The organism is Lacticaseibacillus paracasei subsp. paracasei (assembly GCF_000829035.1).
GTDB lineage: Bacteria > Bacillota > Bacilli > Lactobacillales > Lactobacillaceae > Lacticaseibacillus > Lacticaseibacillus paracasei.
Map to the genome: position 1 here is coordinate 2,937,267 of NZ_AP012541.1, position 25,200 is coordinate 2,962,466.

The following is a 25,200-nucleotide window of genomic DNA, read 5'->3' on the forward strand; positions in this document are numbered from 1 at the left end:
TCTTCTAATCAGGCCTTCTCCTATTATCCAAGCTGAGTGTCCATCAGTTCTCACTAGCCGTTACTTAATCCAACATCGTGCCACGAACTGGGACGTTTGGCGTCGCCTATTTTCTTGTTCTGCCTTAGCACTAAAATTGAAATGACGCTCTGAATAAATGCCTTTATAAACTATAAACAGCGTTTCACATCTTTCGCCATGCCAGCCGTCAGTTCGCATGCTTGCTGTTTAGCTTTTTTTCGTGAATAATGACGGCATGGAGGTGTCATGATGGAAGTCAATGAAGCACAAGCCATTTTTGATGCAGCACGGGATCAAGTAGCGACGATTGTGGTGGGCAAATCAATGCCGATCACATTGACTTTCACCGCCTTACTTGCAGGTGGTCATGTGTTGTTCGAGGATATTCCCGGTGTTGGGAAAACCACCCTCGTTCAAGCGATGGCCAAAACCTTAGCGGTGCCATTTTCCCGCATTCAATTCACACCTGATATGCTGCCAAGTGATGTTCTTGGCACATCAATCTTTAATCGGGCCACTAATCAATTCGAATTTCAAAAAGGACCTATTTTTACCAGTATTTTATTAGCAGATGAAATCAATCGCGCCACGCCACGAACACAGGCCGCCTTGTTAGAAGCCATGGGTGAAGGACGGGTTACAACGGATGGTCATACCTATCAGCTAGCCCCTGACTTTTTTGTCATGGCAACTGAGAACCCGACTGATTATGCAGGGACTTACCCGCTCCCTGAAGTACAGTTGGACCGGTTCATGCTTCGCCTCTCACTTGGCTACCCAGATGCTGACGCGGAAAAAAGTTTGCTGCTAACGCCTGATCGTAAAACGATGATTGCTCAATTAACACCTAGACTAGACGCATCGTTACTAGCTGAAGCCAAAAAACTCGTGGCTAACGTGACGGTCAGCGATGCAATCGCCAGTTACGTTCTCGCGCTAGTACAGGCAACCCGACACGACAATCGTGTTCGGCTAGGTATCAGCCCGCGTGGTGGCATTGCCTTGGTCACTGCCGCCAAAGCCTTCGCTACGCTTAACGGACGTACTTACGTTGATCCAAGCGATATTCAAACGCTACTCGATCCTGTTTTTGGTCATCGGCTCATTGCCAAGGATCCGACACTTTCGACGGCAACGATCTTAGCAGATATTCTGCAAAACACCGCCGTTCCGATTCGGGGGTGAGCACATGAACTGGCGCAACTTTTTTATCAATGCTGGCATTTTGCTTGTGCTCAGCCTGCTGATCGTTTTTGGCGTGGCATTTAACTCATCTACCAGCTGGTTTGCCAGTGACTTTGCTATCCTGATACTACTACTTGCGATACCGCTATTGTGGCCATTGAAAAACACACTGCGTTTCACAGCAGATAATCCTGACATGATCGCCGATAGACCGGTAACGCGCCTTTTCACGCTGACTCATGGCAGATGGCTACCTAATCTTTTTCTGCTTGACAGTGCCAAAACACATACATGGCATTTGCCAATCGGACAACGGACAGCCAAAATCAGTTTAACCTTACAGCGCGGCATTTATGAGCAGTTACCGATGACCGTCACCGTGACTGATTTATTCGGCTGGTTTCGTAAAACATTACCCTTGCGTTTAGCCACACCGATCACTGTTGGCCCCGCACGCAGACCAGAAGCTGCCGCACGAATTGCAGATGACTTTTCGCAAAAAATGTCTGCTGCTGACGCTGGCTTGCCCAGTGACCGCATTAAAAATTTCCGCGATTATTTCCCGGGTGATAATATTCAACAAATCGCTTGGAAAGTCAGTGCACATGCCGATACGCTGATTGTTCATGACGATAAGCATGAAGGTCAGGCCAGCTGAACATTGCTGTTGCTAATCACACCAACGCTGTCACTCGAGCCTGCCTTGAGCTTATTCGCAAGTCTCATGGACACAGGCATCTTCAGCGGGAACGGCTATCTGCTAGACAGTCGGTTAACCTCCGTCATACAAGGACGGCAAAACACATCGCTAGCCAACTTTGAGCCTGACGGTACCGCCACGCCTGATTCTTTAGCTGCTTTGACCACCCCACAACATCAGCATCGCGCCTATCTTATTTTAACTGCTGATACACAGGCCGCAGTGCCTTTCACACATGCACTGGCTCCGGCTGCTACAACACTAGTCGACTTGTCTGGAGGTGATGACCATGCCTAAATGGCTACAACGTCTCCTTACCATTTTGCTGACATGGTGGCTATTGGCACTTTTTGTACAGCCTTTCTCGGTGATTAATCCGATAGCACATCCTCGTGAACTCGCAGGCTATGTTGTCATCATCAGCTTAATTAGTTATCTTGCCGCATTATGGCCACGGGCTTGGCCAATTTGGCTAACCACTGCTTTCTTGAGCATGATCGTTGGCCTTTGGGCAATACTGCCGCTTAAACAGCATTTTGGTCTTACCTGGTTTAACACTTATGTCCAAACCTTCAATACCGCGACTAGGCGATTTTTGCAAGTTGGTGGCGTGGATGTCCCTGCGACCCTCAGCATGACGTTGATTGTAGCTCTTGTCGCCTTTCTACTATTAATAACCGTTGTTCTCCAACTTTATCCTGGCGCAGTGGCCATTGTGCTCAGTTATTTACTTGCTGTACATGTTTTCAATGGCAGCGACCTGACGACACAATTTTTCCAGCTCGCTGTTGTCACCGGGTTGTTGGCTGTTTTGCACCTTTATCACACCCGCTGGCGAGCGTTTTTAATTGGCAGTCTTAGTATTGTTGGCTTAACCCTTGGACTCATGTGGCTCAGCACCAGCACTCCGTTGAATGACTGGTTAGCTAATATCTCTGTTCCTGCGCGCGAACGACTCAATCAGCGAGGCTTCTATGCCAGCCTTGAAGCTTACGCTAACGGCTCAGGCCGCACAGGATTCACCGAAAACAGTCGTGTTTTAGGCGGTCCGGTATATGATGATCCCACACCAGTATTCACCGCCACCAGTCGTGAAGCTCATTATTATCGCGTCGAGGTTGACTCATTTTATACAGGAACGGGTTGGCGACCATCTGCATTTCAGACGCAAGCTGCTCCTTTAGACGGTGCTATTATGCGTGATCCATCGGCTCGAGTCGATTATGGTCAAGCAACGTCAGTGAAACTAGTTTTTAACGGCGGTAAAACCTTTTTGCCATTACCGTATGGGCAATTAACTTTTACTGGCGGTAAACCAGACCCCACGACCGATTTTTTGCTTAACTCAGCCACACAAAGGATAACTGCGAGCGATGATCAACGCTTCGAACGCCTTGATATTCAGGTGCAGCAAAAACAGTTTACCGATACGCAACTCGAAACTGCTACGAGTTCAACTCAGTTAATTTCATCTAATTATTTACGGCTTCCTAGTTCACTACCGCAACGAGTTAGAACACTGGCAAAAAGAATCACGGCTGATGCCAAAACGCCTTATGAAAAAGTCATCGCCATTCAAACTTACTTGCGCTCAGATCCGCGCTTCACCTATTCAAAAACAGATGCACAGCAAACACCGGCAAATGGTGACTATGTTGATTACTTTCTGTTCGATTCACCTATTGGTTACTGTGATAATTTTTCCAGTGCTATGGTTGTCCTATGCCGCAGCATTAACCTGCCAGCACGATGGGCAAAAGGATTTAATACTGGCACTTTTGAAGGCGGAAGTGGCGCGAACAAACAATACATCATTCGCAATAGCAATGCACACTCTTGGCCGGAAATTTATTTCAACAATTTAGGCTGGGTTCCCTTCGAACCAACACCAGGATTCAGCAATCCGGCCACCCCTGATGATCCTGTAATGCCTTCCGCGGCAAGCAATACAGCCTCACAATCAGCCAGCAGTTCAGCAGTCAGATCAGCAGTATCTTCGTCAGAATCGCGTTCCATTGTGAGCGCCTCATCTACTCAACCGAAACCGTCTTCTCGATCGTCTCTCGGCAGCTTTCATTGGACAGCTATCATCGTTTTGACTGTCGTCTTGACTTTATGCATTGTCTTAATCTGGCAACTACCAGCGCTGGTGGCGTTCACCATTAGTTTCAATTTGACACAGAGAAACTTTCCCCGCCGTTATCGTTTGTTACTTTGGTCATTACGGCGCGTGACACGACGCCGGTCAAGTCAACCATTGACAGTCTATGCACACCGCATTGATACACGATTAGGCGATCAACGACACTTCACCACGCTCACGCATGCCTACGAAGCTTGGACATTTGGACATGTCGCAATTCATCCTGATCCGCTCACAACATCCCTAAAATCCTTGAGCACGCAGCTAGCCCAATACGCACGACGCAAATTCCACGTGAAACAAAATTAACTTTACGCAATAATCGTTCCACATGAAACACAGCAGCATTTCTGCTGTGTTTTTTGAGTGTTTAACAAAAATACTCGGTTTTTACATACCACTAATGCCGGTACTATTTCCAAAAAAGTTTCCCTTACTTTCCTAGAAATTCTCGTTAAATTATTCATCCCTATTCATTGTCATAAGCACCATCTGAAGGTTTCACACGAAACATAACACCTATTATTCATGGAAATGTCACAATTCATTCTTTTCCGGCTCGTCTACCCCGTGAGAACCTTGCTATACCAACATTTAACAGAAAATCCTTGCACTTACTAATAAAAAGCGAGTATGATAATACAAACAGTTTCTGAGTAGACCTTAGAAATTGTTTGGCCCCTGCTGCTATTCTTTTAGCAGCCGTGCCTTTTCGACTGGACTCTGCAGTTAGATCGTGACGTACTCAGAAGAAAGGGGGGAGCCGCTGACTTTAGCGGCGAACACTTATGAAAGTTATGATCGTACTTGAAAACATCGTCATGGACGGTGTTAAACGCGCATCAACTGTTTTAGGAAATGATCTCGTTCCTAGATTGCATAATTAAAGTTACCACCCAGAAAATGTGAAAAAAGACCTGTCCGTTCTTGCTAAAATGGTGTTTGCATAACATACCATCTAGAGAGAAGGACAGGTCCCATGGCCATTATAACCTTAATTGAACGATCTCAGATAGAACTGATGCAACACCACACGATTCAATACATCGCCGCGACCTTAGGCCGCTCTCGTATTTCTATTAGGCATGAGCTTCACCGTTGCCCTGAAGGTGATTACTGCGCCATTATAGCTCAGGATCATGCCGATACTTGTCGGCATCGTTGTGGTCGGCACTCGATTTTAACGCCTAAGTTGAAGCGGATGGTAACTGAGAAGCTAAACCTAGGTTGGTCCCCTGAAATGGTCGGTTATGCCGTTCACTGTGCGCCACACACGATTTACCACTGGATTTATCAAAGACAAGTCGATTTTCAGCCAAGCCAACTCTTTGATCACGGTAAACGTCATAAAAGAAGACAAGACCTTCGGTCGCGCTATAACCAAGCAGTAGGCACCTCAATTGAGATTCGCAGTGAGTCAGCTAATCGGCGAACCGAAAAAGGACATTTAGAGATGGATACAGTTCGCGGTGGTCGCGGGTCAAAGGCTGCTGTTTTGACCATTGTCGATCGGGTGACACGTTTAATGGCGACAACTAAGCTTGAAAACTTATCACAAAATGCTGTTCTCAAGGGATTTGCAAGACTGATGGTGGACTTTCCGGGTCCGGTTCGATCAGTGACGGTTGATCACGGTAAAGAGTTTTCCTGCGATCAGGCGCTTACAAAGCGCTATCGGATACCGGTTTACTTTTGCCACGCCTATCACCCGAATGAACGGGGCACAAATGAACGGTTCAATCGAGAACTTCGCTACTATTTCCCGAAGGGAACACAGTTTGATCAGGTTTCAGAGACCGATATTCAACAAGCCACAGCGCTTATCAATAACAAACCTAGAAAATGTCTCCGTTGGCAAACCCCAGTTCAAGCAGTGAGCAAGCCTCTTTCTAGGTGGTAACTTTATTATTGCAATCTAGGCGTTAAACACTATGATGTCAGTTTCTATAGTTTAGCAGATGCCCCTGCATATTTTGAATTGGACGCCCCGCTACTTATTGCCCCGCGTCCGACAGATCCCAAGTTGCTTAACTTCTTTGGAAGCGACCCATATACACATTATCGTGATCAAATCAATGACTTGATTATGACGATTCGTGACCAGCATTTTCAGGCTGTGATTTTGCCTGCTGGTTTGACGACCAGCTTCGCACCGCTCATCAAGCAGGCATTACCAGATGTCAATCTGATTGGCTGGATGCACAATAACTACGCAACGTACATGGAAGATTACTACGTTCAAATGCAAGCTGAGTTTGAAGGCGGCTTGCAAGCTGTTGATACCTTGGTCACCCTCACTGAAAGTGACCTAAATTCTTACAAGCGTTTCAATCCGAACACGGTTAAAATTTACAATCCCCTCACCCTTAACCCCACTGGTGAGGCAAATCTCGACGCGCACCGGATCGCCTTCACTGGGCGCATTGCGATTGCCCACAAAGGTATCGACTTCTTACTCGAAGCCGCCGCATCTTTACCAGATGACTGGCAAATTGCGATTGCCGGCTCAGGCACTGATGAAGATATGAAAAATTTCTACGATTTGATTGACTATTTCCATGTGGCCGACAAGTTAATCTACCAAGGCCCACTGAAAGACCAAGCCTTACGCGATCATTATCGTAATGCTTCAATCTTCGTATCGACCTCTCGTTGGGAAGGTATGCCGTTAGTTATCGGTGAAGCCATGGCTTCTGGCTTACCTATCGTAGCAATGGAAAATACTGGCTCACGCGAATATCTTGGCAACAATGACTACGGTTTACTCACAAAGGCACAAGACGTCCCTGATTTCGTTGATAATCTCCAAAAGATGATGTCACAGCCAGCATTACGGCATCATTATGCCCATCAAAGTCTCGAACGTGCCAGTCACTTTAGCCCCGAAACCATTGTGAGTCAATGGATGCCGATTATCGAACATCAACCAACCCGTGTTTCAGTTACTGGTTAAACAAGCCCCGATGCAAGCGCCTGTTGCATCGGGGCTTTTTTGTGAGCGCGTTATGATGATACACGTACAATCCCGATTAAAAATCGGCCCATAACGACTGTAGTTTGGTCATGACAGCCAAGATTCGGTACAATGAGCTTATCTTAAGTATGGAGGCTCTAACCAATATGGAATCAATGAAGCAAAGAATGCTTGGTGGCAAACTGTATAAAGCAAACGATCCAGAAATCAGCGTTGAGAGTCAGCGAGGCAGTGATCTCGTCTGGCAGTTTAATCATTTAGCCCCTGATAAAAAAGCAGAACGAGCTGCGGTTTTAAAACAATTATTTCATGCATTTGGAGACAATAACTACATTGAGCCTCCTTTCTACGTTGACTACGGTGCTCACACGTCAATCGGTGATCATTTTTATGCCAACACAGATTGTGTTTTCTTGGATACCGCGCCAATTACCATTGGCAACCGGGTTTATTTAGCGCCTAAAGTGAGTTTATTTACAGCCGGCCACCCAATTGATGCCGCTATCCGCGGTGAAGATTTAGAATATGGTAAGCCTATCAAAATTGGCGATGATGTCTGGATTGGCGGCGGCGTCATTATTAATCCAGGTGTGACCATCGGCAGCGATGTTGTTATCGGTTCTGGATCGGTGGTCACAAAAGACGTTCCTGATCATGTCATCGTTGCTGGCAATCCTGCTCGCATGATTCGGCGGATTACTGATAAAGATCATGCCCAGTGGCAACAACAAAAAGATGAGTTCTTAACCTGGCAGCAACAGGCTGATGAAAGCCAACAATCAAAGCAGTCTTAACTGACCATTAACGGAGAGAACAATGTTCAAATTAATAGCAACAGACATGGACGGCACCTTTTTGAGAGACGACATGACCTATGATCGCGATTTTTTTGCGACGTTACATGAAAAAATGCAAGCGCAAGGCATTCAGTGGGTGGTGGCCAGTGGTAATCAATACTTTCAGCTGACTTCCTTTTTTGAAGCTTTCCCTGATACGATTTATGTTGCTGAAAACGGCGCCTACATTCGCGATGCTAACAAAGTGTATGCTTTAAGTTCTTTTGAAAACGGTGCCATTCAACCAATTCTGACTAAACTAACTAGCATACCTGATCTCAAAATTCTTGTCTGTGGTCAATCAAGCGCCTATGCCCTGAAAACTACTGATGCTGCCCATATCGCAACGGCACGACAATACTACAAGCAATTACGTCTAGTTGATACTTTCGACAATCTCGATGATCGCATTTTAAAATTTGCCATTAGTTGTCCTCCAGAAAAAACCGCGGCTATTGTTGCCGAAATGCGCCAACTGTTGGTTGGCTTGGGAGAACCGACAAGCAGCGGCCACGGCGACATTGATATCATTCAGCCCGGGATGAACAAAGCTGCCGGATTGGCAACACTTGGTCGGCATTTAAACATTCAACTTGCTGATATGTGCGCTTTTGGCGATGGCGGCAACGATTTAGAAATGCTACGGGAAGTTGGTCTTGGTGTGGCGATGGCAAATGCAACGCCAGCAGTACTGGCAGTCGCCGACACAACCACTAAGAGCAATCAGGAACAAGGTGTCTTGCAGTTTATGCATCATCTGTTATCTGAACCCTGAAGCCTTGTTGGAAGAAGCCACTAAAAAGGAGGCCGCATGCATCTCGATTTTGCGATGCATGCGGCCTCCTTTTTTGTGTTCCACGTGAAACTCACTCGAATACGCGGACGTTTCATGTGGAACTAGGCTTAACAAATCCCTACTTTTCAGCAATTGATAAGTCTGGCACTGTTTCCTGATTCGTCATGACCATTGGCGAAAACAATCGCGCGATCATCGCAGCCGACAGCTTATGTTCCGAGCGCAACAAGTCAGGAATAGCAACGTGCTGCTTCATGCTGTGCTGAATCAATCTAGCCGTCGCCTCATAACCAAGATACGGGCTTAAAACTGTGGCACTGATAGCCGAATGGTGAACCGCGGTTTCACACTGCTCACGATTAACCGTCAGCCCAGCCACACAGTTTGACGTTAAGGTTGCAATGCCGCGAGCCAAGTACCGCTCCCCTTGCAACAAATCACAGAAAATAATCGGCTCAAAAGCATTCAGTTCAAGCTGTCCGGCTTCGGCTGCCATACTGATCGTGACATCTTGGCCAATCACCTGAAAGGCAATTTGATTAACGACTTCTGGAATGATAGGATTGACTTTTCCTGGCATAATCGATGAACCAGCCTGTTTTGCTGGTAAATGTAACTCATTAAGTCCCGCCTGTGGACCACTGCTTAACAAGCGAAGATCATTGGCTACTTTTGACAAATCAGTGGCAAGTCCCTTCATAGCACCAGAGAAGGCCACCAAAACGTCGCAGTTCTGCGTTGCATCAATAAAATCCTCAGCTGGCTTCAATTGCAGATCAATCAATTGATTAACCTGACGAATAATATGACTACGGTAATAAGGCGACGCATTCAACCCAGTTCCAATCGCCGTACCGCCTAAGTTAACCGCCTGTAAATCGGCCGCAGCCCGTGTCAATCGGGCTAAGTCTCGACGGAACAAGCTGGCATACGCGTGAAAACTGTGTCCATATGTTGTAGGAACAGCGTCTTGCAGTTGCGTGCGGCCCACTTTAACAACATCCGCAAACTCATGTGCTTTAGCGTCCAAGGTTTTTATCAAAAACGTTAATGCTTGTTTCAGCGGTGGCAATGCCTGTAATGCTGCCATCTTTCCGGCTGTTGGATAAGTATCATTGGTCGACTGGCTCTGATTAACATCATCATTTGGATGAACGCGAATCGTTTTGAGCTCAGCGCTGGCCAAGTTGGCGACGACTTCATTGACGTTCATATTCACGGAAGTCCCAGCGCTACCTTGAATCGCAGGCGCGACCAACGCATCTTGATGTTCCCCCATCAGCAAGCTGTTGCACGCAGCAACAATCGCCCGCGACTTTCGAACATCTAACGTACCTGCAGCTGCATTCACTTGTGCAGCTGCTTTTTTTATGATGATCAGACTTTTGAAAAGTAGCGGATCAGTCCGCTCTGTACTGATCGGGAAATTCGTTAGCGCACGGGTCGTGTGAATTCCATATAAGACATCCTCATCAATTGCCAACTTACCAATACAATCTTCCTCGATACGCATTGTGAACTTCCTTTCGTATACCAATATTTACTTTATCAGTATAATCGGGTAAAAACATGCGTCAACGTTTGTTGTTAGGTAGTCTGACAACACCTATAAAAAGTATACCAATTTAAAAAATCACTGTGATGAAGCTTAAATGCGTTAAACGTATTCATTTAACAGGTAACCGTCCGCCGTCACGCCATTGCCCGATCATTTGCTTTGCCTGACAAGCGTTAGCAAACTTTGTCAGCCGTTGACGAAATAATTTAGGTTGGTGACTTTTGATTTGAATCGTGTCACAACGGACTCGTTGATACAAAGGCGGACACGACTGAAAATACTGCCACGCACCCGGACGACGTTTAAGTGCTCGAATAATTCTGGGATCAAACTTGAAATGACGCGGGTTCATATCAGGCAAAACAGCATACCCAGCTGCCGTCATCTTCCCTAAGTGAATCATGCGGCGACATCGTTCTTTATTCAATTCCGACCACGCGCTCCCCACTTTTCTTGGTACAAAGCGCTGCGATGCTGGTTGATCAGGTGCCAACTTTTTGTAGGTACTGTCGATCCAGCCAAAACACATGGCTTCTTCCACGGCGTCAACATACCAAAACGTGTCATCCTGTTTCGGTACACCACGCTTAACGTCTACCCAACATTCCGAGGCGTCTTGATAGTGAGCTGTTAACCAACTACGAAATTGGTGGCGATTTGCTACCGTTAGATGATTGACGATTTTTCTAGTCAATAAATCCGCCTCCTCACATAACAACTTTCAATGGTCATTTTACAAAAAAATCTACGCGACGTATTTATCCGCGTAGATTTTTCACCTAATTTATTGATGCTGAATTGCCCATCAATGTCCCTGATGTTTTTCTAAACGTTTCGCCTGCTTCTTCAAGCGAACCTCACAAGCGTGCTGGTCTTTCAGTTGCTTGCGTCGTTGCTTTTTCACCTGCAAATTTCGCTTGTGTGCTAGCTTCAAAAAAGTTGTTGCTTGGGTCCTTTTAGCGTTACGGACTTCTTTTCGAGCCTGACGACTACGCCTTTTTGGACTTGTTGTCATCTGTAACTTGGGGAGAATAACATCCTGTGCGGCTACCCAATGTAAGTCTTCCCATCGTTGTTGAATTAAATGTAACAACTCACTTGCTGTCGGGGCTTGTGTCCCAAATGTGACTTTAGCAACACGATACGTGTCTCCCATTGTTTGTTCGAACAATCCGCGATAAAAAGGTCGTTCAAAATAAACTGTTAGCTTGCCTTGAATTGTCAAACTAACACCTCCTTTAAGATTTTCACGCAATCTGGACATCCAAGGAGGAAGGATACTGACAGCCTAAGCCGCGTCTGGACTACCAACCAGACTGTGTTTTTGATAGCGCAATGTTATTGTCTGACTTTGATAAAGGTCCTGTCAAGCCAAGCTAGTGTATGACAATATCAATGTCTCTTACCAAGTGCATATAAGTCCGTTTAGCCTCACTACTACATAGGTACTTAGTCAGCTGTGGACTGCCTTGTCAGCCATCGATAAGTCACTACTTCCGTAAAAATAAGCAGTAGTATCCCAATAACCAGAATGAATCCTTTCATAGATATCAATTCATGTCCAGCATGTAGCTCGTCATGGTGACAAGGCCGCCCAACAAAAGCAAATGCACGGGAAATAATCTCCGATATTTTTTTGAAAGCTTCATTTTTATGCAACAACTCGTCAGCTTTTAAAATTTTTGCTGTCACCCTATAGGACCGACATGCCAAGATTTCGAGTCATTTCTTCACCTCCTGCAGCATCTAGTGTAACGGACGACACGCATGATAACGTCAGAAAAAAATAAACGTTCTGCTTTCTATGATTAACGTCAATATTCAAAAAACCTCCCCACTAAGTTGACCCTTGCCAACCTTGTCAGGAGGTTTCAATATTGCTTTTAAGCTTCTGCTGTTGCTTCTGCCGCGTGCCGGACACTTTCCGCCACGACTTCCGCAACATCCCCGTCAAAAGCATTAGGAATGATGTTGGTGGTCGATAGCTCTGCATCCGGAATCAAACTTGCGATGCCCTTCGCCGCAGCGATTTGCATGTCAATGGTGATCTTGCGTACGCGTGCATCCAAAGCGCCACGGAAAATGCCTGGGAAAGCAAGCACATTATTGATCTGATTAGCAAAGTCGCTCCGCCCAGTACCGACAATATAAGCACCTGCTGCCAATGCCTCATCTGGGAAAATTTCCGGCTCTGGATTAGCCATCGCAAAGATAATCGGCTTGTCGGCCATTGTTTTGATCCATTCTGGCTTCAAAACATGTGGCGCGGATACCCCTACGAAAACATCTGCACCTTGCAGCGCATCTTCCAAGGTGCCAGTCCGATTTTCATGATTCGTGATTTTCGCAATGGCGGCATGGTGTGGCGGTAGTTGATCGGCATTCTTTTCAGCTAAGATACCAACCTTGTCGACCACCATGATATGCTTAACGCCAGCGGCCAAGAAGCGCCGGGCAACAGATAGTCCAGCAGAACCGCCACCGTTGACAACGACCCTGATATCGCCAATATCCTTTCCAGCGACTTTCAGTGCATTGTATAGCGCGGCAAGAACCACAATGGCAGTTCCGTGCTGATCGTCATGGAATAGCGGAATATCTAGCTCCTCGATCAATCGTGCCTCAATTTCAAAGCAACGCGGCGCACTGATGTCCTCAAGATTAATCCCGCCAAACGTTGGGGCCACTGCCTTAACTGCTGCAATAATCTCTTCAGTATCTTGCGTATCAAGCACAATCGGAATTGAATCAACTTTTGCAAACCGCTTGAACAGCGCGGCCTTGCCTTCCATGACTGGCATAGCAGCTTCAGCACCGATGTTTCCCAAACCTAATACTGCTGAACCGTCGCTAATAACTGCCACTGTGTTTTTCTTGGTCGTCAAGTCATAAACCAAAGACTTGTCTTTTGCAATTGCCGAGGAAACCGCACCAACTCCCGGTGTATAAGCAATACTGAGATCATCCCGCGTCTCAATCGGGACCTTTGAGACAACACTGAGTTTGCCGCCAAATTCTTTTGCCTGATCCAGTGCCAGTTGATTAAAATCTTTCTTTGCCATGATTCTTTTCCCCCTTGTTTAAAATGCGCTCCCAAGTCCTGAAACTGGACTGGTCCACGCTCCGCCTAAACGCGATCGCTGGCCCTGAAACCTGCGTGTAGGGACCTTGGTCGCAATGGTCAAAGCCCGGCCATCACGCCCTAGGCCACTTACTCTCCGGTTTCTAACCGGGCCGACTCACGCTCTATCTAATTATGAAAGCATCCGTAGAATCGCGGTCATTGAGATAACAGTGATGGCACCACCCAAGCGTGTTGCGACCTGCGCAAATGGCATGAGGTTCATGCGGTTCGCCGTACTCAGAATCGCCACGTCGCCGGTCCCGCCCATGCCGCTTTGACAGGCTGTCACGATGGCCGTTTCAATCGGATTCATATTCAAGAACCGAGCCACAAAGAAGCCGGTTGAAACAACCGTCAACACAACACTGATCACGACGATAAAATATTGCCAACTTAGCATACCAACCACATCTTTTAGCGGAATGTATAAGAGACCAAGTCCCGCCATCAATGGGAAAGTGAAGTTACTGGAAATAAATTTATACAATTGCTTAGCGCCACGTTGCGTTTCTCCTGGGATAACGTTGAGATATTTCAAAATTGCGGCAGCAACAATCATCAGCACTGGTCCTGGGAAGCCTGTGATGGACTGAAGCAACATGCCCAAGATGAATAAAGTACAGGCGGTCAAGACGCCAGCGCCCATCATTTTCAAATCAATTTCGCCGGTATCGTCTTTCATCGCATCAGCGAGATCATCTTCGGCCCCGTTTAATCGAACCAGCTGCCCTTGGCCTGACAACTCTGGCCGCTTTTCCCCTAATCGATTCAATAAACCTGAACACATAATCGCGAAAAAGTTTCCAATAATCGTCGCCGGAATAAGCTGAGCGACAAGCGCGCCGCTGGTCGTGCCTGTGATCGTGCTGTATCCTAGAGATAGCGGTAAAATACCTTCACCAATACCGCCTGCCAATACTGGCGTGACGATGAAGAACATCGTGTGTTTCCATTCCAAACCTAGTAATACGCCAACCAGTGTCCCGACACCCATTGCAAGAATCATGCCGAGCATCATTGGAATAATCATCCGCATCAATCCTTGAATCAGAATTTTACGGTTCATTCCCAAAATACTGCCGCAGACAAGACAGGCAATATAGAAATAAAGAAAGTTTGCTTGTTTCATGAGCATGTCTGCAGCTTTTAACACATTCGGATTCATCGCATTGTAGAAAACGAGAATCGAAGGTACCAACAGCGATAAAATCGCCGGACCGCCAAAGTTCTTCACAATCGGAATATTGGCTCCGATCGTACCTAATAACCAACCCAACGTCAGAATGACCGCAAACCCGCCGAGCATGTTAACTGGCAGTTGCTGCATCACACCGGCAAGGACGATGATCGCTGCCATCACGATATAAACTGGCAATGGTACCGACCCTACCTTGAAGTCCATCCACTTTTTCTGCGGACTCGTTGATTTGTTGGGTGTAACCGTCTTGTTCTCCATGTTTCCTTACCCCCAATCTTTTGTTACTTACAGCATATTGTAAGCGCTTCATCAGGGGAAGGTTATTTAACTTATTAAACCATAAACCCATTTATTTAAGCGATTGTTTTACTATTCACAAGATGGTTTCTTTACTGAACAGGAGTATGATCATGACAATAAAAGGATGGCGGTTATGGGGCTGGCTCTCATTAATTTTTACTTCCACCTTGTTATTAACGGTTCTAACTGTTTATGGTTTGACCATGCTGGAAAACCGTCAGCAATTTGAAAGCCGTGAAGGTCAATTGTTGATCTCAATTGGCCGTCAGTTAGCAAAGGATCCCCGTGTAACCGCCGCACTTGAAGCAAACAAGGCTGATTCAGCCACGCGCACCTACGCAGGGACTGTCGAGAAAAATTTTGATTTAGATTTTGTTGTCATCATGAATATGCAAGGCATTCGCCTGACGCATCCCGATCCCAAACAAATCAATCGACATTTTCAAGGTGGTGATGAAGTGACTGCCTTGCGCGGTCATGAGCATGTTTCGGTTCGGCGCGGAACCTTGGGCCGCTCACTGCGCGGATTCGTCCCAGTGTATCGCCAAGGCAAAGAGATCGGTGTTGTGGCACTAGGCATTAAGGTCACCTCACTGCAAACACTCATCAAGACCTCGCAAGATGGCTTCCGGCTGGCGCTATTCGCCGGTACGATCATAGGCCTGCTGACAGCGTTTTTAGTCACCTACTATATTAAGCATCAGCTTCATGACCTTGAGCCCAAAGAAATTGCTAGGCTGCTTGAAGAACGCAATGCAATGCTTGAAGAAACCAAGGACCCTGTCATTGTGATTGATTTGCACCAAGTCATCATGCTCATCAACAAAGCCGCTGCCAAGCTGCAAAATCACCTTATCACCGAAAGCGCCTTTATTGGCCAGCCATTGACGACCTTGATTGCCAACCCTGAACGTGTCAATCTGAATGTCAAAACCGAGCAGTTTTATCAACAGGATGGCCAGGATTATCTTTTCTCTGCCGCACCTGTTATGGTGAAAAAACAAAAAATAGGTTACCCTAGATTGCAATAATAAAGTTACCACCTAGAAAGAGGCTTGCTCACTGCTTGAACTGGGGTTTGCCAACGGAGACATTTTCTAGGTTTGTTATTGATAAGCGCTGTGGCTTGTTGAATATCGGTCTCTGAAACCTGATCAAACTGTGTTCCCTTCGGGAAATAGTAGCGAAGTTCTCGATTGAACCGTTCATTTGTGCCCCGTTCATTCGGGTGATAGGCGTGGCAAAAGTAAACCGGTATCCGATAGCGCTTTGTAAGCGCCTGATCGCAGGAAAACTCTTTACCGTGATCAACCGTCACTGATCGAACCGGACCCGGAAAGTCCACCATCAGTCTTGCAAATCCCTTGAGAACAGCATTTTGTGATAAGTTTTCAAGCTTAGTTGTCGCCATTAAACGTGTCACCCGATCGACAATGGTCAAAACAGCAGCCTTTGACCCGCGACCACCGCGAACTGTATCCATCTCTAAATGTCCTTTTTCGGTTCGCCGATTAGCTGACTCACTGCGAATCTCAATTGAGGTGCCTACTGCTTGGTTATAGCGCGACCGAAGGTCTTGTCTTCTTTTATGACGTTTACCGTGATCAAAGAGTTGGCTTGGCTGAAAATCGACTTGTCTTTGATAAATCCAGTGGTAAATCGTGTGTGGCGCACAGTGAACGGCATAACCGACCATTTCAGGGGACCAACCTAGGTTTAGCTTCTCAGTTACCATCCGCTTCAACTTAGGCGTTAAAATCGAGTGCCGACCACAACGATGCCGACAAGTATCGGCATGATCCTGAGCTATAATGGCGCAGTAATCACCTTCAGGGCAACGGTGAAGCTCATGCCTAATAGAAATACGAGAGCGGCCTAAGGTCGCGGCGATGTATTGAATCGTGTGGTGTTGCATCAGTTCTATCTGAGATCGTTCAATTAAGGTTATAATGGCCATGGGACCTGTCCTTCTCTCTAGATGGTATGTTATGCAAACACCATTTTAGCAAGAACGGACAGGTCTTTTTTCACATTTTCTGGGTGGTAACTTTAATTATGCAATCTAGGTTACGTTATCTTTCTACGAAACGCTACCGAAGCGATCTTTGTCGCCGATCAGTTGGCCAACACCACCGCCTATGCCAACGCACTGCAAAGCCAGTCACATGAATTCATGAATAAGCTGCACGTGATTTACGGCTTGGTGGCAATAAAACAATATGACGAATTGGCCATCTACTTGCAAGATTTGTTAAAACCAGAGCAGGAATTTGCAAATTGCTTGGCCTTGCTGGTCAAAAATCCACTCGTTGCCGGCTTCATGATTGGTGAACGCGAAAAGTTTGCCGAGCGCAAAACGACCCTCGACTTTGAAATTTCCCCCGAACTACCACCTAATCCTAATACCCAAGAAACCAAAACGCTGTTAACATTAAGCCGCTATCTACATTTCGGGCTACTGCAGCACGATTTGCCGGACACCATTTTGATCCAGCTAGAGTACGCACAGAATCGTCTCACGATCGCCTATCATTTAGACGAACCAGCCAAACGAACGGACTTTATCTCGCTTATTCATCAAGACTACTTCCAACAACTGCTGACGGAGTTGAACGGCTCAGTCACCGTTAGCTCAACCGATCCGCTGACACTAACATTAACTGTGGACTACCACGAGGAGGCTCAAAATGACGAACATTCTAATCGTTGAAGATGATCCAATGGTGCAATTTATCTACCGCAATTATTTAGAAAAAATCGGTACTTTTGACACCATCTACTCTTCAGAAACCATCGCTGAAGCCAAAAAACTCTTGTCCAGCCGATCCATCCAACTCGTTTTACTCGACATTCGCCTCAAAGACGGGAACGGCATTGATTTTTTAACCGACCTGCGCCGCACCAAACAAACCGTTGATGTCATCCTCATCACCGCGGCAAACGAGGTCAACATTGTCAATGTGGATGTAAGCTGATTCCTGAGACAACTTTTAAGAGAGGGTATAATGAATAAATCGTCTCTCAAAAGGAAGGAATTTTTACATGCCAACTCGTTACGACAAAGAATTCAAACAAAACATTATCAACCTATATAAGCAAGGCGAATCAGCTGCTCAACTGGCCAGAGAATATGGCATTGGCTATTCAACAGTTCATAAGTGGATCCAGGGCCAGGCCAAAACTCAATCCGGTAAATCGCCAGACGAAATCAAAGCGATGGAAAAGCGACTGGCTTCGCTGTCTGAGGAGAACGAAATCCTAAGAAAACCTCAGGGAAACCCGCCCTGAGGTCTTTTTAGTTAGTGGCCACTGCCACTTACTTGTCTTCGAGTCTAAATTCATAGCCAAGTTCGTTTCGGTAATACACCGGTGACATGGCACCACCACAATCTTCACACACAAATTGAGGCGGTTGATCAGGACTATACGCTAAGTCACTTCCATCAAGCATGATCACAATCTCTCGTGGTATTTCCTCATGCTTGTGGCATTTCTGACAGATAAATTCGACGTTGTCGTTCCCAACTGAAGCGGCATCGGTCATATGCTGCTGCTTCTGCTTGCTTGTATTTGGTTTGATAGGCTTCTTTCGCAATGTTTTGATTTACCTCCAACATGTAGTGGCGTGCTTGTCGATCTTTCGCATATTGTACCTTGAGGCGCCCATTTTTGGCCACACTCGTCCCCATGAACTCGAAAAACTCCCTCAATTTTCAAGGCAAGTGCAACGATGATAACGAATTCTTGATAGTGGTCTAGGCTGTTACGCCATGCATCGGTAGTAATCGCATGGGCGAAGATAGTTCAGAATACGTCTGGGACGATGGTTCAGTGCGGATTGGACTGCTTGAATTTCAACCAGGGTAACTGCTCTGAGAGACTTCCCTTTCGGGAAGAATTCCCTAAGCAGTCCATTGGCGTTCTCGTTTGTGCCACGCTCCCAAGGCGAGTACGGATGTGCGAAGTAAATCTGGGTTCCAACAATCTCTGATAACTTGGCAAACTCGGAACCATTGTCAAAAGTGATACTCTCAAATTCCTTGGCCCCGTAGTCGTCGATCGTGTCCTGCAAGGCTTTAAGGCAGGTGCCCGCATGATAGTCAGGAATCTTGACGATGATCTCAGTCCGGCTGTACCGTTCTGTGAGCGTCATTAATGCTGGCTCATCAGCTAAGCGAATACCCTTGACCAAGTCGCCTTCCCAATGTCCCACGCCTGTGCGGTCATTCACGGCCGCAGGACGCAACTCGATTGAGTCGCCGTATATCTTCTTATTCTTGCGCTTGTGGGCGTTCTTATAGCCTTTGATGCGGCGTCGGAGCTTCTTGGGAAGTGTCATGTTGTCTAGCTCAAGCAGCCCGGCGTCGATGTAGCGATACACAGTTGTCGTTGAAGGGCAAGCCTTGCCCTGGTCGCGATAGAAGTGTACGAAGCTATCAACGCTGTGTACGCGCGGCTTACGAGTAAGCTCCCTGGAGAGAGCCTTGAAGAACGCACGGCCGGTCTTAAGAAAGGCGTAGTGACCGGTTCTATCGCGTTTACGGTCGTGCATGGCTTGGGCAGTTTCCGCAAGATAGACTTGATGCGAGTGACGCTTCGAGTCGAGCTGAGTTACAGATCCACGCGTGATTTCTCGTGAGATTGTCGCTTTACTGCGATGAAGCTTCTGTGCAATCACGGTCGCGGTGTCACCAGCAGCCTGAAGGGCCTGAATTGTAGCACGGTCGCTAAAACTGAGTTGTTGGTAATGCTTGTGAGTGTTAGTCTGAGAGTGGGTCATGAAGATTCCTGCTTTCTTGTTTAGCTAGCACTAACAAGAATAGGTCTTCATGGCCTTTATGGTCTAGTCGTCAGGGTGTTGCACTTGAATTGTAAACTGGGGAACTCGAAAAACTCACCACAATCGGAACATTTCAAGGGATCATAACCAAATACTTCGACTGTTTTTTCTGTCCATGACTTAACCCTCATAACCTGTTTCAGTTCGACCAAGCGCCGCCTAACGGCTTTTTGATACACTGCCATAACTTGTTTCATTAATGTCTTGATGCGTCGACTGTAAATGCCGTAACGGCGAATCGTTTTAAAATGTCGATCGGGAATATGCCGAGTCAACACCCCAATGAAGGCTTCTACTGACATTAAATGCGTCTCTTTGCGATTGGTTCGTTTATCTTTGTACGAAAAGAGCACAGATTCGCCGTCGTACATGACAATTCGATCCATGGCGATGGGACCCCGCTTCATGTAACGGCTGATGTATTTTAGTAACCCTTTGAGGTGTGTACGACTTCGCTTTGGGGCATTCACGTAAAAGCCTTCCGCATTGGCTTTGTAGGCTCGTTGTAAGCGTGGTTGAACTCTTTTCTTATCCCATGGCGAGAGTGTCCGGCGAATTAGCTTAAGCACTGCATTTTGCCAGTAAACTCTTAGGCGCTTATACGGAAGATAATCATAGGTCTTCCACTGTCCATCCGGGGTAATCCCGCCCATCGTGACCACCATATGCACATGCGGATTAAATTCTAGTTTTGATCCAAAGGTATGCAGGGCGGCCACCACACCGCCCTGTACCTTCCTATTCTTTCCCAACGCTTCCAAAACTACTCGCGCCGCTTCATCCATCAAACCCTTGAGTAGCACCGATCGATATTTGTCCATGAGAAAGATCTCGCGTAAGCCTTCATCAATCGTAAAGATCACATGTCGATGATTAACGGCAAACATATCATGTGCAACCAAATCGCTCCATCGCTGGCTTTCGCCCACAGCACAAGTCGGGCAAAACTTGCCTTTGCATTTTAACGCAATGAGTTTGGTGCTATGACAGCCTTCACAAACAAATAAGCGATAGCCTTTCCGAATATCACCACAAGATTCAAATTTGGTAGATTGTAAAATTAATCCGAACGCTGTTCGGACAAAAAAGATCAGCTTCCTTTAAAATGGTGTTTACCACAAACCCATCTTTTAGGAGCTGATCTTTTGTCTAGTATAACCTATTCCGAACGAATTAAAATCGAAACCTTTTGTGAACTAGGGCTGTCCAATATCCAAATGGGCGTTCGGCTGAACCGATCACCGTCAACAATTTCTTATGAATTATCTCGATGTCAACCTTATCAGGCTGAATTAGCACAAACAGATGCCGAATACAAGCGATCACGATGTGGTCGGAAAACTAAGCTGAGCGATGAGTTAAAGCAAAAAATTCTCAACCATTTACGTCTAAGCTGGTCACCAGGAATGATTGCTCACGAATTTAAACTAGCTACTAAATCTATTTATAATTGGCTAAATCAGGGGAGAATTGGTTTCTCCTTGAATGATCTACCTGAACATGGCGTACGCCAACGGCGTAACGTTGACCAACGATCCAAATATAATCAATCTTTGGGGCGATCAATTGAACAGCGTCCCATGATGATTAATCAACGTAATCGCATCGGCGATTTTGAACTAGATACAGTCGTTGGTCCTCGTGGGCATAGTAAGGCAGTTTTATTAACTTTAATCGATCGAAAATCACGGTTCCTTTGGGCATACCGGTTAAAAGATTGGACGACAGCGACTGTTAATGAAGCACTAACTAAGTTCCTAACCACTTTTAATGGTCCGGTGCACAGCTTTACTGTGGACCGTGGCACTGAGTTTAGTGGGCTAGTATCACTTGAATCACAATATGGTATTAAGACCTATTACTGCCATGCTTATACTCCAGCTGAACGTGGTAGTAATGAACGCTTTAATCGGAATTTACGTTATTTTTATCCTAAAGGGACTCGTTTTGAGCACATTAGTGCTCAAGATTTAACGACGACGTTACTCCAAATTAACCAGCGACCGCTTAAAATACTCGACTGGCAAACACCGTATCAGGTTATGCTGACAAATTTGTCCAAAAATTCGGATTAAATTTGCAATCTACCATTTGGCAACTTCTTTTTTGACCACCGGCCGAATTCTTCGTCCATGATTCTTCAAGAATTTAGCCCAGTTCTGATGTTTGTCGAAAAAGATCGTCTGAAGAATATTCTTTTTCATACCAAAATTTTACCGAAGTTTTGACGGGATCAAAAGTAATTGAACCCTTGAGTACCAAGGATTCATGAACCCCAAAATTTTATAATCCCTTATACGTTAAAAAAAGCCCTGGGCTTCCTTGCGCAGAAGTAACCAATATCTTTGATTACATTCACCAAGAAAGCCATCACCACCAGGTAACCAAGATGTGCCGAATCCTCGGTGTTTCCAGAGCTCAGTATTATCGTTATCGATCCCCCAAAACTTCAAAACGCCGGGCCGAAGATGCGGACTTGAAACAACGGATTCTGCGGATCTTTGCGGAATTTAAGCAGCGATACGGTGTTATGAAGATCCACCATGAATTGAATCTGGAACTTCAACCACTGCAGCTTCGGTGCAGTCCACGACGGATTTCCCGGCTCATGAAGGAACTGGATATCCACTCCGTTACCGTCAATAAGTGGAAAGCGGCTTCGGCTTCCAAAACCAAGGTTGAACAGCGTCCCAACTTGCTTAAGCAGGATTTCTCGACCACTGGTTTAAATCAAAAATGGACCGCTGATATGACCTATATTCAAACGAAGCGTAATGGCTGGTGTTACTTATCAACCATCATGGACCTGCACTCACGACGGATTATCGGCTATTCGTTCTCAAAAAAGATGGATACTGATTTAGTCTTAAAGACCCTTGAAAGCGCGGTTAAAAATCGAACCATTACTGGGGACCTGATTATCCATACGGATTTAGGATCACAGTATACCAGCGATAATTACAATCAACGTTTAACTGAACTACATATCCGCCACTCATACAGCCGTAAGGGTTGTCCGTATGATAATGCGCCAATGGAATCCTTTCACGCTTCCCTCAAAAAGGAATGTGTTTATCCAGTGCCGGTCTTTGAAGATTATGAAACTGCCGCTGCCGTCCTTTTTGAATATGTGCATGCTTTCTACAATAGGAAGAGAATTCATAGTTCACTGGGCTACCAGACCCCCTTACAAGTTGAAATTGCAACACTTACGAGCCAAATGGCCGCCTGATTTAATGCTTTCCAGGGTTCAAATAAGTTATTAATCGCGATTAATGATTTATTTGAGCTGTGGAAGGTAAACGCGGTCCTGAATGTCTCTTAAAATCTGTCTCAAATATTGACTTCAATCCACTGCTTATGAGAACCAAGTGACAAATATTCACCTAGTCAATGGATACAAAAATAGCCACCTCATAATGAAGTGGCAATTTTGTGTTAGTCATGTAGCTTTTCTTGTAGTTTATCTCCAGCATTATCAATGCCCTTAGCTGCGAAGACTGTACCTGCAACTAAAACACCGCCAACGATGAGAGTACTAGCAACCATAAACTTAAATGCAGCTTTTAAAGCGTCCATAAAGATGGCCTCCTATCAGTCTTTTGATCTGCCAACAAAGAAGGAGACTACGGCAACAACAATAATTGCGCCGATAATTGAAGGAATCAAAGCCATTCCTGCCAGCTGTGGCCCCCAATGGCCTAAAAGTCCCTCACCAATTGCAGAACCCACTAATCCTGCAATGATGTTAGCAAACCAGCCCATCGATTTGCCCTTGCTAGTGATAGCACCAGCAATTGCACCAATAATAGCACCAACAATTAAAGCCCAAAGAAAATGCATGATAATTCCTCCTTTTTGGTTATATTGTCTCTATAGACGAACACAGTATAACATACAGTAGCAACAATAGATAATAAAATAGCCGCCCATAATGGACGGCCACCGCCTGCCAAGCAGAAATGAACTCCGTGGTTTTCTCGTGGTTTTCTTTTATTGATAATCAATGATAACCAATGACAATCTGGTTAAAATAAAAACCAGTAACGACGCTGTTTTGACAACGTTTGCTACTGGTTGATAACGCTATTCTGGGTGGTCAGGGGATCGAACCCTGGACCCACGGATTAAGAGTCCGTTGCTCTGCCAGCTGAGCTAACCACCCATGCTGCTTATGTCTGTCGCGCTTCACGACTTAAATATAATATCATGTACCCCTTACTGGCGCAAGTGTTTTGCAAATCTTTTTTCAAAGAATGTGACAAAAAGCTGACTGCTGCATTGTGTCATCAAGCGGTTAGGCAGCGATTTCGTCGGTTACTGGCAATTTGCTGATGGTCATTTGACGAGTGGTTGTTCACGCTCTTATTTCGTGATAATGTGCTCGCATTCGCCTTGCATGTAAAGACCTTGAAGTCGAATGACCAAAACTTGGCCATTTGGCTTCAAGGCCACTTACACTCCGGTTTAAATGCGCTCCTGCTCGCGCTCACAAAAAAAGACGGCCATCGCCGCCTTTTTTTCACTAACCTATTCTAGAATAAAACGTGAATGGATTGATTGCTGTTGATCAGTTTGATCGCCTTGCCAAGCATTGGACCGACCGAGATCTGATCTAAGCCTTCGAATTTGTGCTTAGGATCGAGCTTAATGGTATCAGTGATGACGACCCGCTTGAGTCCCAGATGCTTGATGCGATCAACAGCGCCACGGGAGAATACGCCGTGGGTGGCTGCCGCGTAGACATCAAGTGCACCTGCTTCACTCAGGGCTTTGTAAGAGTCCACGATGCGATCGCCGGTATCGATTAGGTCATCAATCACGATGGCGTGCATGCCGGCAACGTCCCCGATAACCCCGATGTGCTCTTGATCGCGCTTATCAACAATAGCAATTGGCGTATGTAATTCTTCAGCCAATGCCCGCGCTTGCTTGGTACCACTGTGATCAGGCGCGATGACAACGACATTATCGCCAAGATCTAGCTTCTTGAAGTAATCACCGATCAAGTGGTGGGCCTTGAGATGGTCAACTGGGATATCGAAAAAGCCTTGAATCTGATCCGCATGAAGTTCAACAGCAATGATCCGATTAACGCCATCCATCTCCAGCATGTTAGCAACAAGTTTGGCTGTGATTGGCTCACGGGAGCGCGCCTTGCGATCAGCCCGTGCGTAGCCATAATAAGGAATCACGACATTAATATGGTGAGCACTCGCCCGCCGCAACGCATCAACCATGATCATAAGTTCCATGAAGTTCTCATTAACCGGATCAGAGACCGACTGGATCACATATACATCAGCGCCACGAACACTTTCCGGTAGTTCAATTTGAACTTCCCCATCAGCAAAATGATTCACTCGAGCTGGCGACAGCGGTAGCCCGACCTCTTCCGCAATCTTTTCAGCTAATGGCCGGTTCCCATTAAGACTGAATAATTTTAATTCGTGCATCGATTTCTCCCTTTTTCGTATTTAACGGTCTGCACCGTCATTATACGAGAAAAGGCAAGAAATTGCGAC

18 protein-coding genes, 1 tRNA gene and 7 pseudogenes are annotated in these 25,200 nt (G+C 46.0%); 13 read left to right on the forward strand and 13 right to left on the reverse strand.

Annotation, left to right across the window (positions count from 1 at the left end):
* Positions 1 to 270: 270 nt before the first annotated feature.
* The 7 genes and pseudogenes from LBPC_RS14435 to LBPC_RS14465 all read left to right on the forward strand — a co-directional run bounded on the left by LBPC_RS14435 (position 271) and on the right by LBPC_RS14465 (position 8,634).
* Positions 271 to 1,206 (forward strand): AAA family ATPase, encoded by a 936-nt coding sequence (locus tag LBPC_RS14435; protein ID WP_016376561.1) that lies wholly within the window; start codon positions 271 to 273, stop codon positions 1,204 to 1,206.
* Positions 1,207 to 1,210: 4 nt separating this feature from the next.
* Positions 1,211 to 2,203: pseudogene (locus LBPC_RS14440) on the forward strand (DUF58 domain-containing protein).
* Positions 2,196 to 4,358 carry a transglutaminase domain-containing protein gene (locus LBPC_RS14445; RefSeq protein WP_003662371.1) on the forward strand — a complete coding sequence of 721 codons (2,163 nt, stop codon included), beginning with the start codon at positions 2,196 to 2,198 and terminating at the stop codon, positions 4,356 to 4,358. Before LBPC_RS14440 ends, LBPC_RS14445 begins: the two are co-directional and overlap by 8 nt.
* A gap of 670 nt (positions 4,359 to 5,028) precedes the next feature.
* Positions 5,029 to 5,949, forward strand: coding sequence for an IS30 family transposase (locus tag LBPC_RS14450; RefSeq protein ID WP_003574021.1), 921 nt, complete (start codon positions 5,029 to 5,031; stop codon positions 5,947 to 5,949).
* A 21-nt stretch (positions 5,950 to 5,970) separates the two neighbouring features.
* Positions 5,971 to 7,002, forward strand: a pseudogene (locus LBPC_RS14455) (glycosyltransferase family 4 protein); the annotation flags it as partial.
* 167 nt (positions 7,003 to 7,169) lie between these two features.
* Complete coding sequence (locus tag LBPC_RS14460) at positions 7,170 to 7,817, forward strand: sugar O-acetyltransferase (RefSeq protein WP_003568292.1); 648 nt, start codon at positions 7,170 to 7,172, stop codon at positions 7,815 to 7,817.
* A gap of 22 nt (positions 7,818 to 7,839) precedes the next feature.
* Positions 7,840 to 8,634 carry a Cof-type HAD-IIB family hydrolase gene (locus LBPC_RS14465; RefSeq protein ID WP_003662366.1) on the forward strand — a complete coding sequence of 265 codons (795 nt, stop codon included), beginning with the start codon at positions 7,840 to 7,842 and terminating at the stop codon, positions 8,632 to 8,634.
* Positions 8,635 to 8,773: 139 nt separating this feature from the next.
* Here the strand turns inward: LBPC_RS14465 and LBPC_RS14470 are convergent, their stop codons facing one another.
* From LBPC_RS14470 to LBPC_RS14490, 5 genes are all read right to left on the reverse strand, one after another.
* Positions 8,774 to 10,168 (reverse strand): aspartate ammonia-lyase, encoded by a 1,395-nt coding sequence (locus LBPC_RS14470; protein ID WP_003662365.1) that lies wholly within the window; start codon positions 10,166 to 10,168, stop codon positions 8,774 to 8,776.
* Between the two features lie 154 nt (positions 10,169 to 10,322).
* Positions 10,323 to 10,907 carry a YdeI/OmpD-associated family protein gene (locus tag LBPC_RS14475; protein WP_016365255.1) on the reverse strand — a complete coding sequence of 195 codons (585 nt, stop codon included), beginning with the start codon at positions 10,905 to 10,907 and terminating at the stop codon, positions 10,323 to 10,325.
* 111 nt (positions 10,908 to 11,018) lie between these two features.
* Positions 11,019 to 11,438 (reverse strand): YjdF family protein, encoded by a 420-nt coding sequence (locus LBPC_RS14480; protein ID WP_003596605.1) that lies wholly within the window; start codon positions 11,436 to 11,438, stop codon positions 11,019 to 11,021.
* Between the two features lie 658 nt (positions 11,439 to 12,096).
* Entirely contained in the window at positions 12,097 to 13,275 is a 1,179-nt protein-coding gene (locus LBPC_RS14485; protein ID WP_003662358.1) for an NAD(P)-dependent malic enzyme, read from the reverse strand.
* A 192-nt stretch (positions 13,276 to 13,467) separates the two neighbouring features.
* A complete protein-coding gene (locus tag LBPC_RS14490; protein WP_003568305.1) occupies positions 13,468 to 14,793 on the reverse strand; it encodes a 2-hydroxycarboxylate transporter family protein in 1,326 nt (441 codons plus the stop codon).
* A gap of 152 nt (positions 14,794 to 14,945) precedes the next feature.
* Between LBPC_RS14490 and LBPC_RS14495 the strand changes: the two are divergent.
* Positions 14,946 to 15,851 (forward strand): annotated as a pseudogene (locus LBPC_RS14495) (PAS domain-containing protein); the annotation flags it as partial.
* A gap of 20 nt (positions 15,852 to 15,871) precedes the next feature.
* Here LBPC_RS14495 and LBPC_RS14500 read toward each other — a convergent pair.
* Positions 15,872 to 16,792 carry an IS30 family transposase gene (locus tag LBPC_RS14500; RefSeq protein ID WP_003574021.1) on the reverse strand — a complete coding sequence of 307 codons (921 nt, stop codon included), beginning with the start codon at positions 16,790 to 16,792 and terminating at the stop codon, positions 15,872 to 15,874.
* A gap of 105 nt (positions 16,793 to 16,897) precedes the next feature.
* Between LBPC_RS14500 and LBPC_RS14505 the strand changes: the two are divergent.
* From LBPC_RS14505 to LBPC_RS14515, 3 genes and pseudogenes are all read left to right on the forward strand, one after another.
* Positions 16,898 to 17,545, forward strand: a pseudogene (locus tag LBPC_RS14505) (Spo0B domain-containing protein); the annotation flags it as partial.
* Positions 17,523 to 17,795: pseudogene (locus tag LBPC_RS14510) on the forward strand (response regulator); the annotation flags it as partial. The pseudogenes LBPC_RS14505 and LBPC_RS14510, both read left to right, overlap by 23 nt.
* 82 nt (positions 17,796 to 17,877) lie before the next feature.
* Positions 17,878 to 18,123 (forward strand): IS3 family transposase, encoded by a 246-nt coding sequence (locus LBPC_RS14515; RefSeq protein WP_016383505.1) that lies wholly within the window; start codon positions 17,878 to 17,880, stop codon positions 18,121 to 18,123.
* 188 nt (positions 18,124 to 18,311) lie between these two features.
* Here the strand turns inward: LBPC_RS14515 and LBPC_RS14520 are convergent.
* The 3 genes and pseudogenes from LBPC_RS14520 to LBPC_RS14530 form a co-directional block, all read right to left on the reverse strand.
* A pseudogene (locus LBPC_RS14520) lies at positions 18,312 to 18,539 on the reverse strand (IS91 family transposase); the annotation flags it as partial.
* A gap of 59 nt (positions 18,540 to 18,598) precedes the next feature.
* Positions 18,599 to 19,615: an IS30 family transposase gene (locus LBPC_RS14525; RefSeq protein WP_011674977.1), complete on the reverse strand. Its 1,017-nt coding sequence runs from the start codon at positions 19,613 to 19,615 to the stop codon at positions 18,599 to 18,601.
* Positions 19,616 to 19,716: 101 nt separating this feature from the next.
* A pseudogene (locus LBPC_RS14530) lies at positions 19,717 to 20,721 on the reverse strand (IS91 family transposase); the annotation flags it as partial.
* Between the two features lie 99 nt (positions 20,722 to 20,820).
* Here LBPC_RS14530 and LBPC_RS14535 point away from each other — a divergent pair.
* Together LBPC_RS14535 and LBPC_RS14540 are read left to right on the forward strand one after the other, a co-directional pair.
* Positions 20,821 to 21,750 carry an IS30-like element ISLpl1 family transposase gene (locus tag LBPC_RS14535; RefSeq protein WP_041091633.1) on the forward strand — a complete coding sequence of 310 codons (930 nt, stop codon included), beginning with the start codon at positions 20,821 to 20,823 and terminating at the stop codon, positions 21,748 to 21,750.
* Between the two features lie 266 nt (positions 21,751 to 22,016).
* Positions 22,017 to 22,907: an IS3 family transposase gene (locus LBPC_RS14540; RefSeq protein WP_121497147.1), complete on the forward strand. Its 891-nt coding sequence runs from the start codon at positions 22,017 to 22,019 to the stop codon at positions 22,905 to 22,907.
* A gap of 206 nt (positions 22,908 to 23,113) precedes the next feature.
* Here the strand turns inward: LBPC_RS14540 and LBPC_RS17140 are convergent, their stop codons facing one another.
* The 4 genes from LBPC_RS17140 to LBPC_RS14555 all read right to left on the reverse strand — a co-directional run bounded on the left by LBPC_RS17140 (position 23,114) and on the right by LBPC_RS14555 (position 25,131).
* Positions 23,114 to 23,254 (reverse strand): hypothetical protein, encoded by a 141-nt coding sequence (locus LBPC_RS17140; protein WP_003568371.1) that lies wholly within the window; start codon positions 23,252 to 23,254, stop codon positions 23,114 to 23,116.
* Between the two features lie 15 nt (positions 23,255 to 23,269).
* Entirely contained in the window at positions 23,270 to 23,518 is a 249-nt protein-coding gene (locus LBPC_RS14545; protein ID WP_003568375.1) for a GlsB/YeaQ/YmgE family stress response membrane protein, read from the reverse strand.
* Between the two features lie 249 nt (positions 23,519 to 23,767).
* A tRNA-Lys gene (locus LBPC_RS14550) sits at positions 23,768 to 23,840 on the reverse strand.
* 370 nt (positions 23,841 to 24,210) lie between these two features.
* The gene (locus LBPC_RS14555) at positions 24,211 to 25,131 is read right to left on the reverse strand and encodes a ribose-phosphate diphosphokinase (RefSeq protein WP_003568380.1); all 921 of its coding nucleotides are present in this window, start codon (positions 25,129 to 25,131) and stop codon (positions 24,211 to 24,213) included.
* Positions 25,132 to 25,200: the final 69 nt, after the last annotated feature.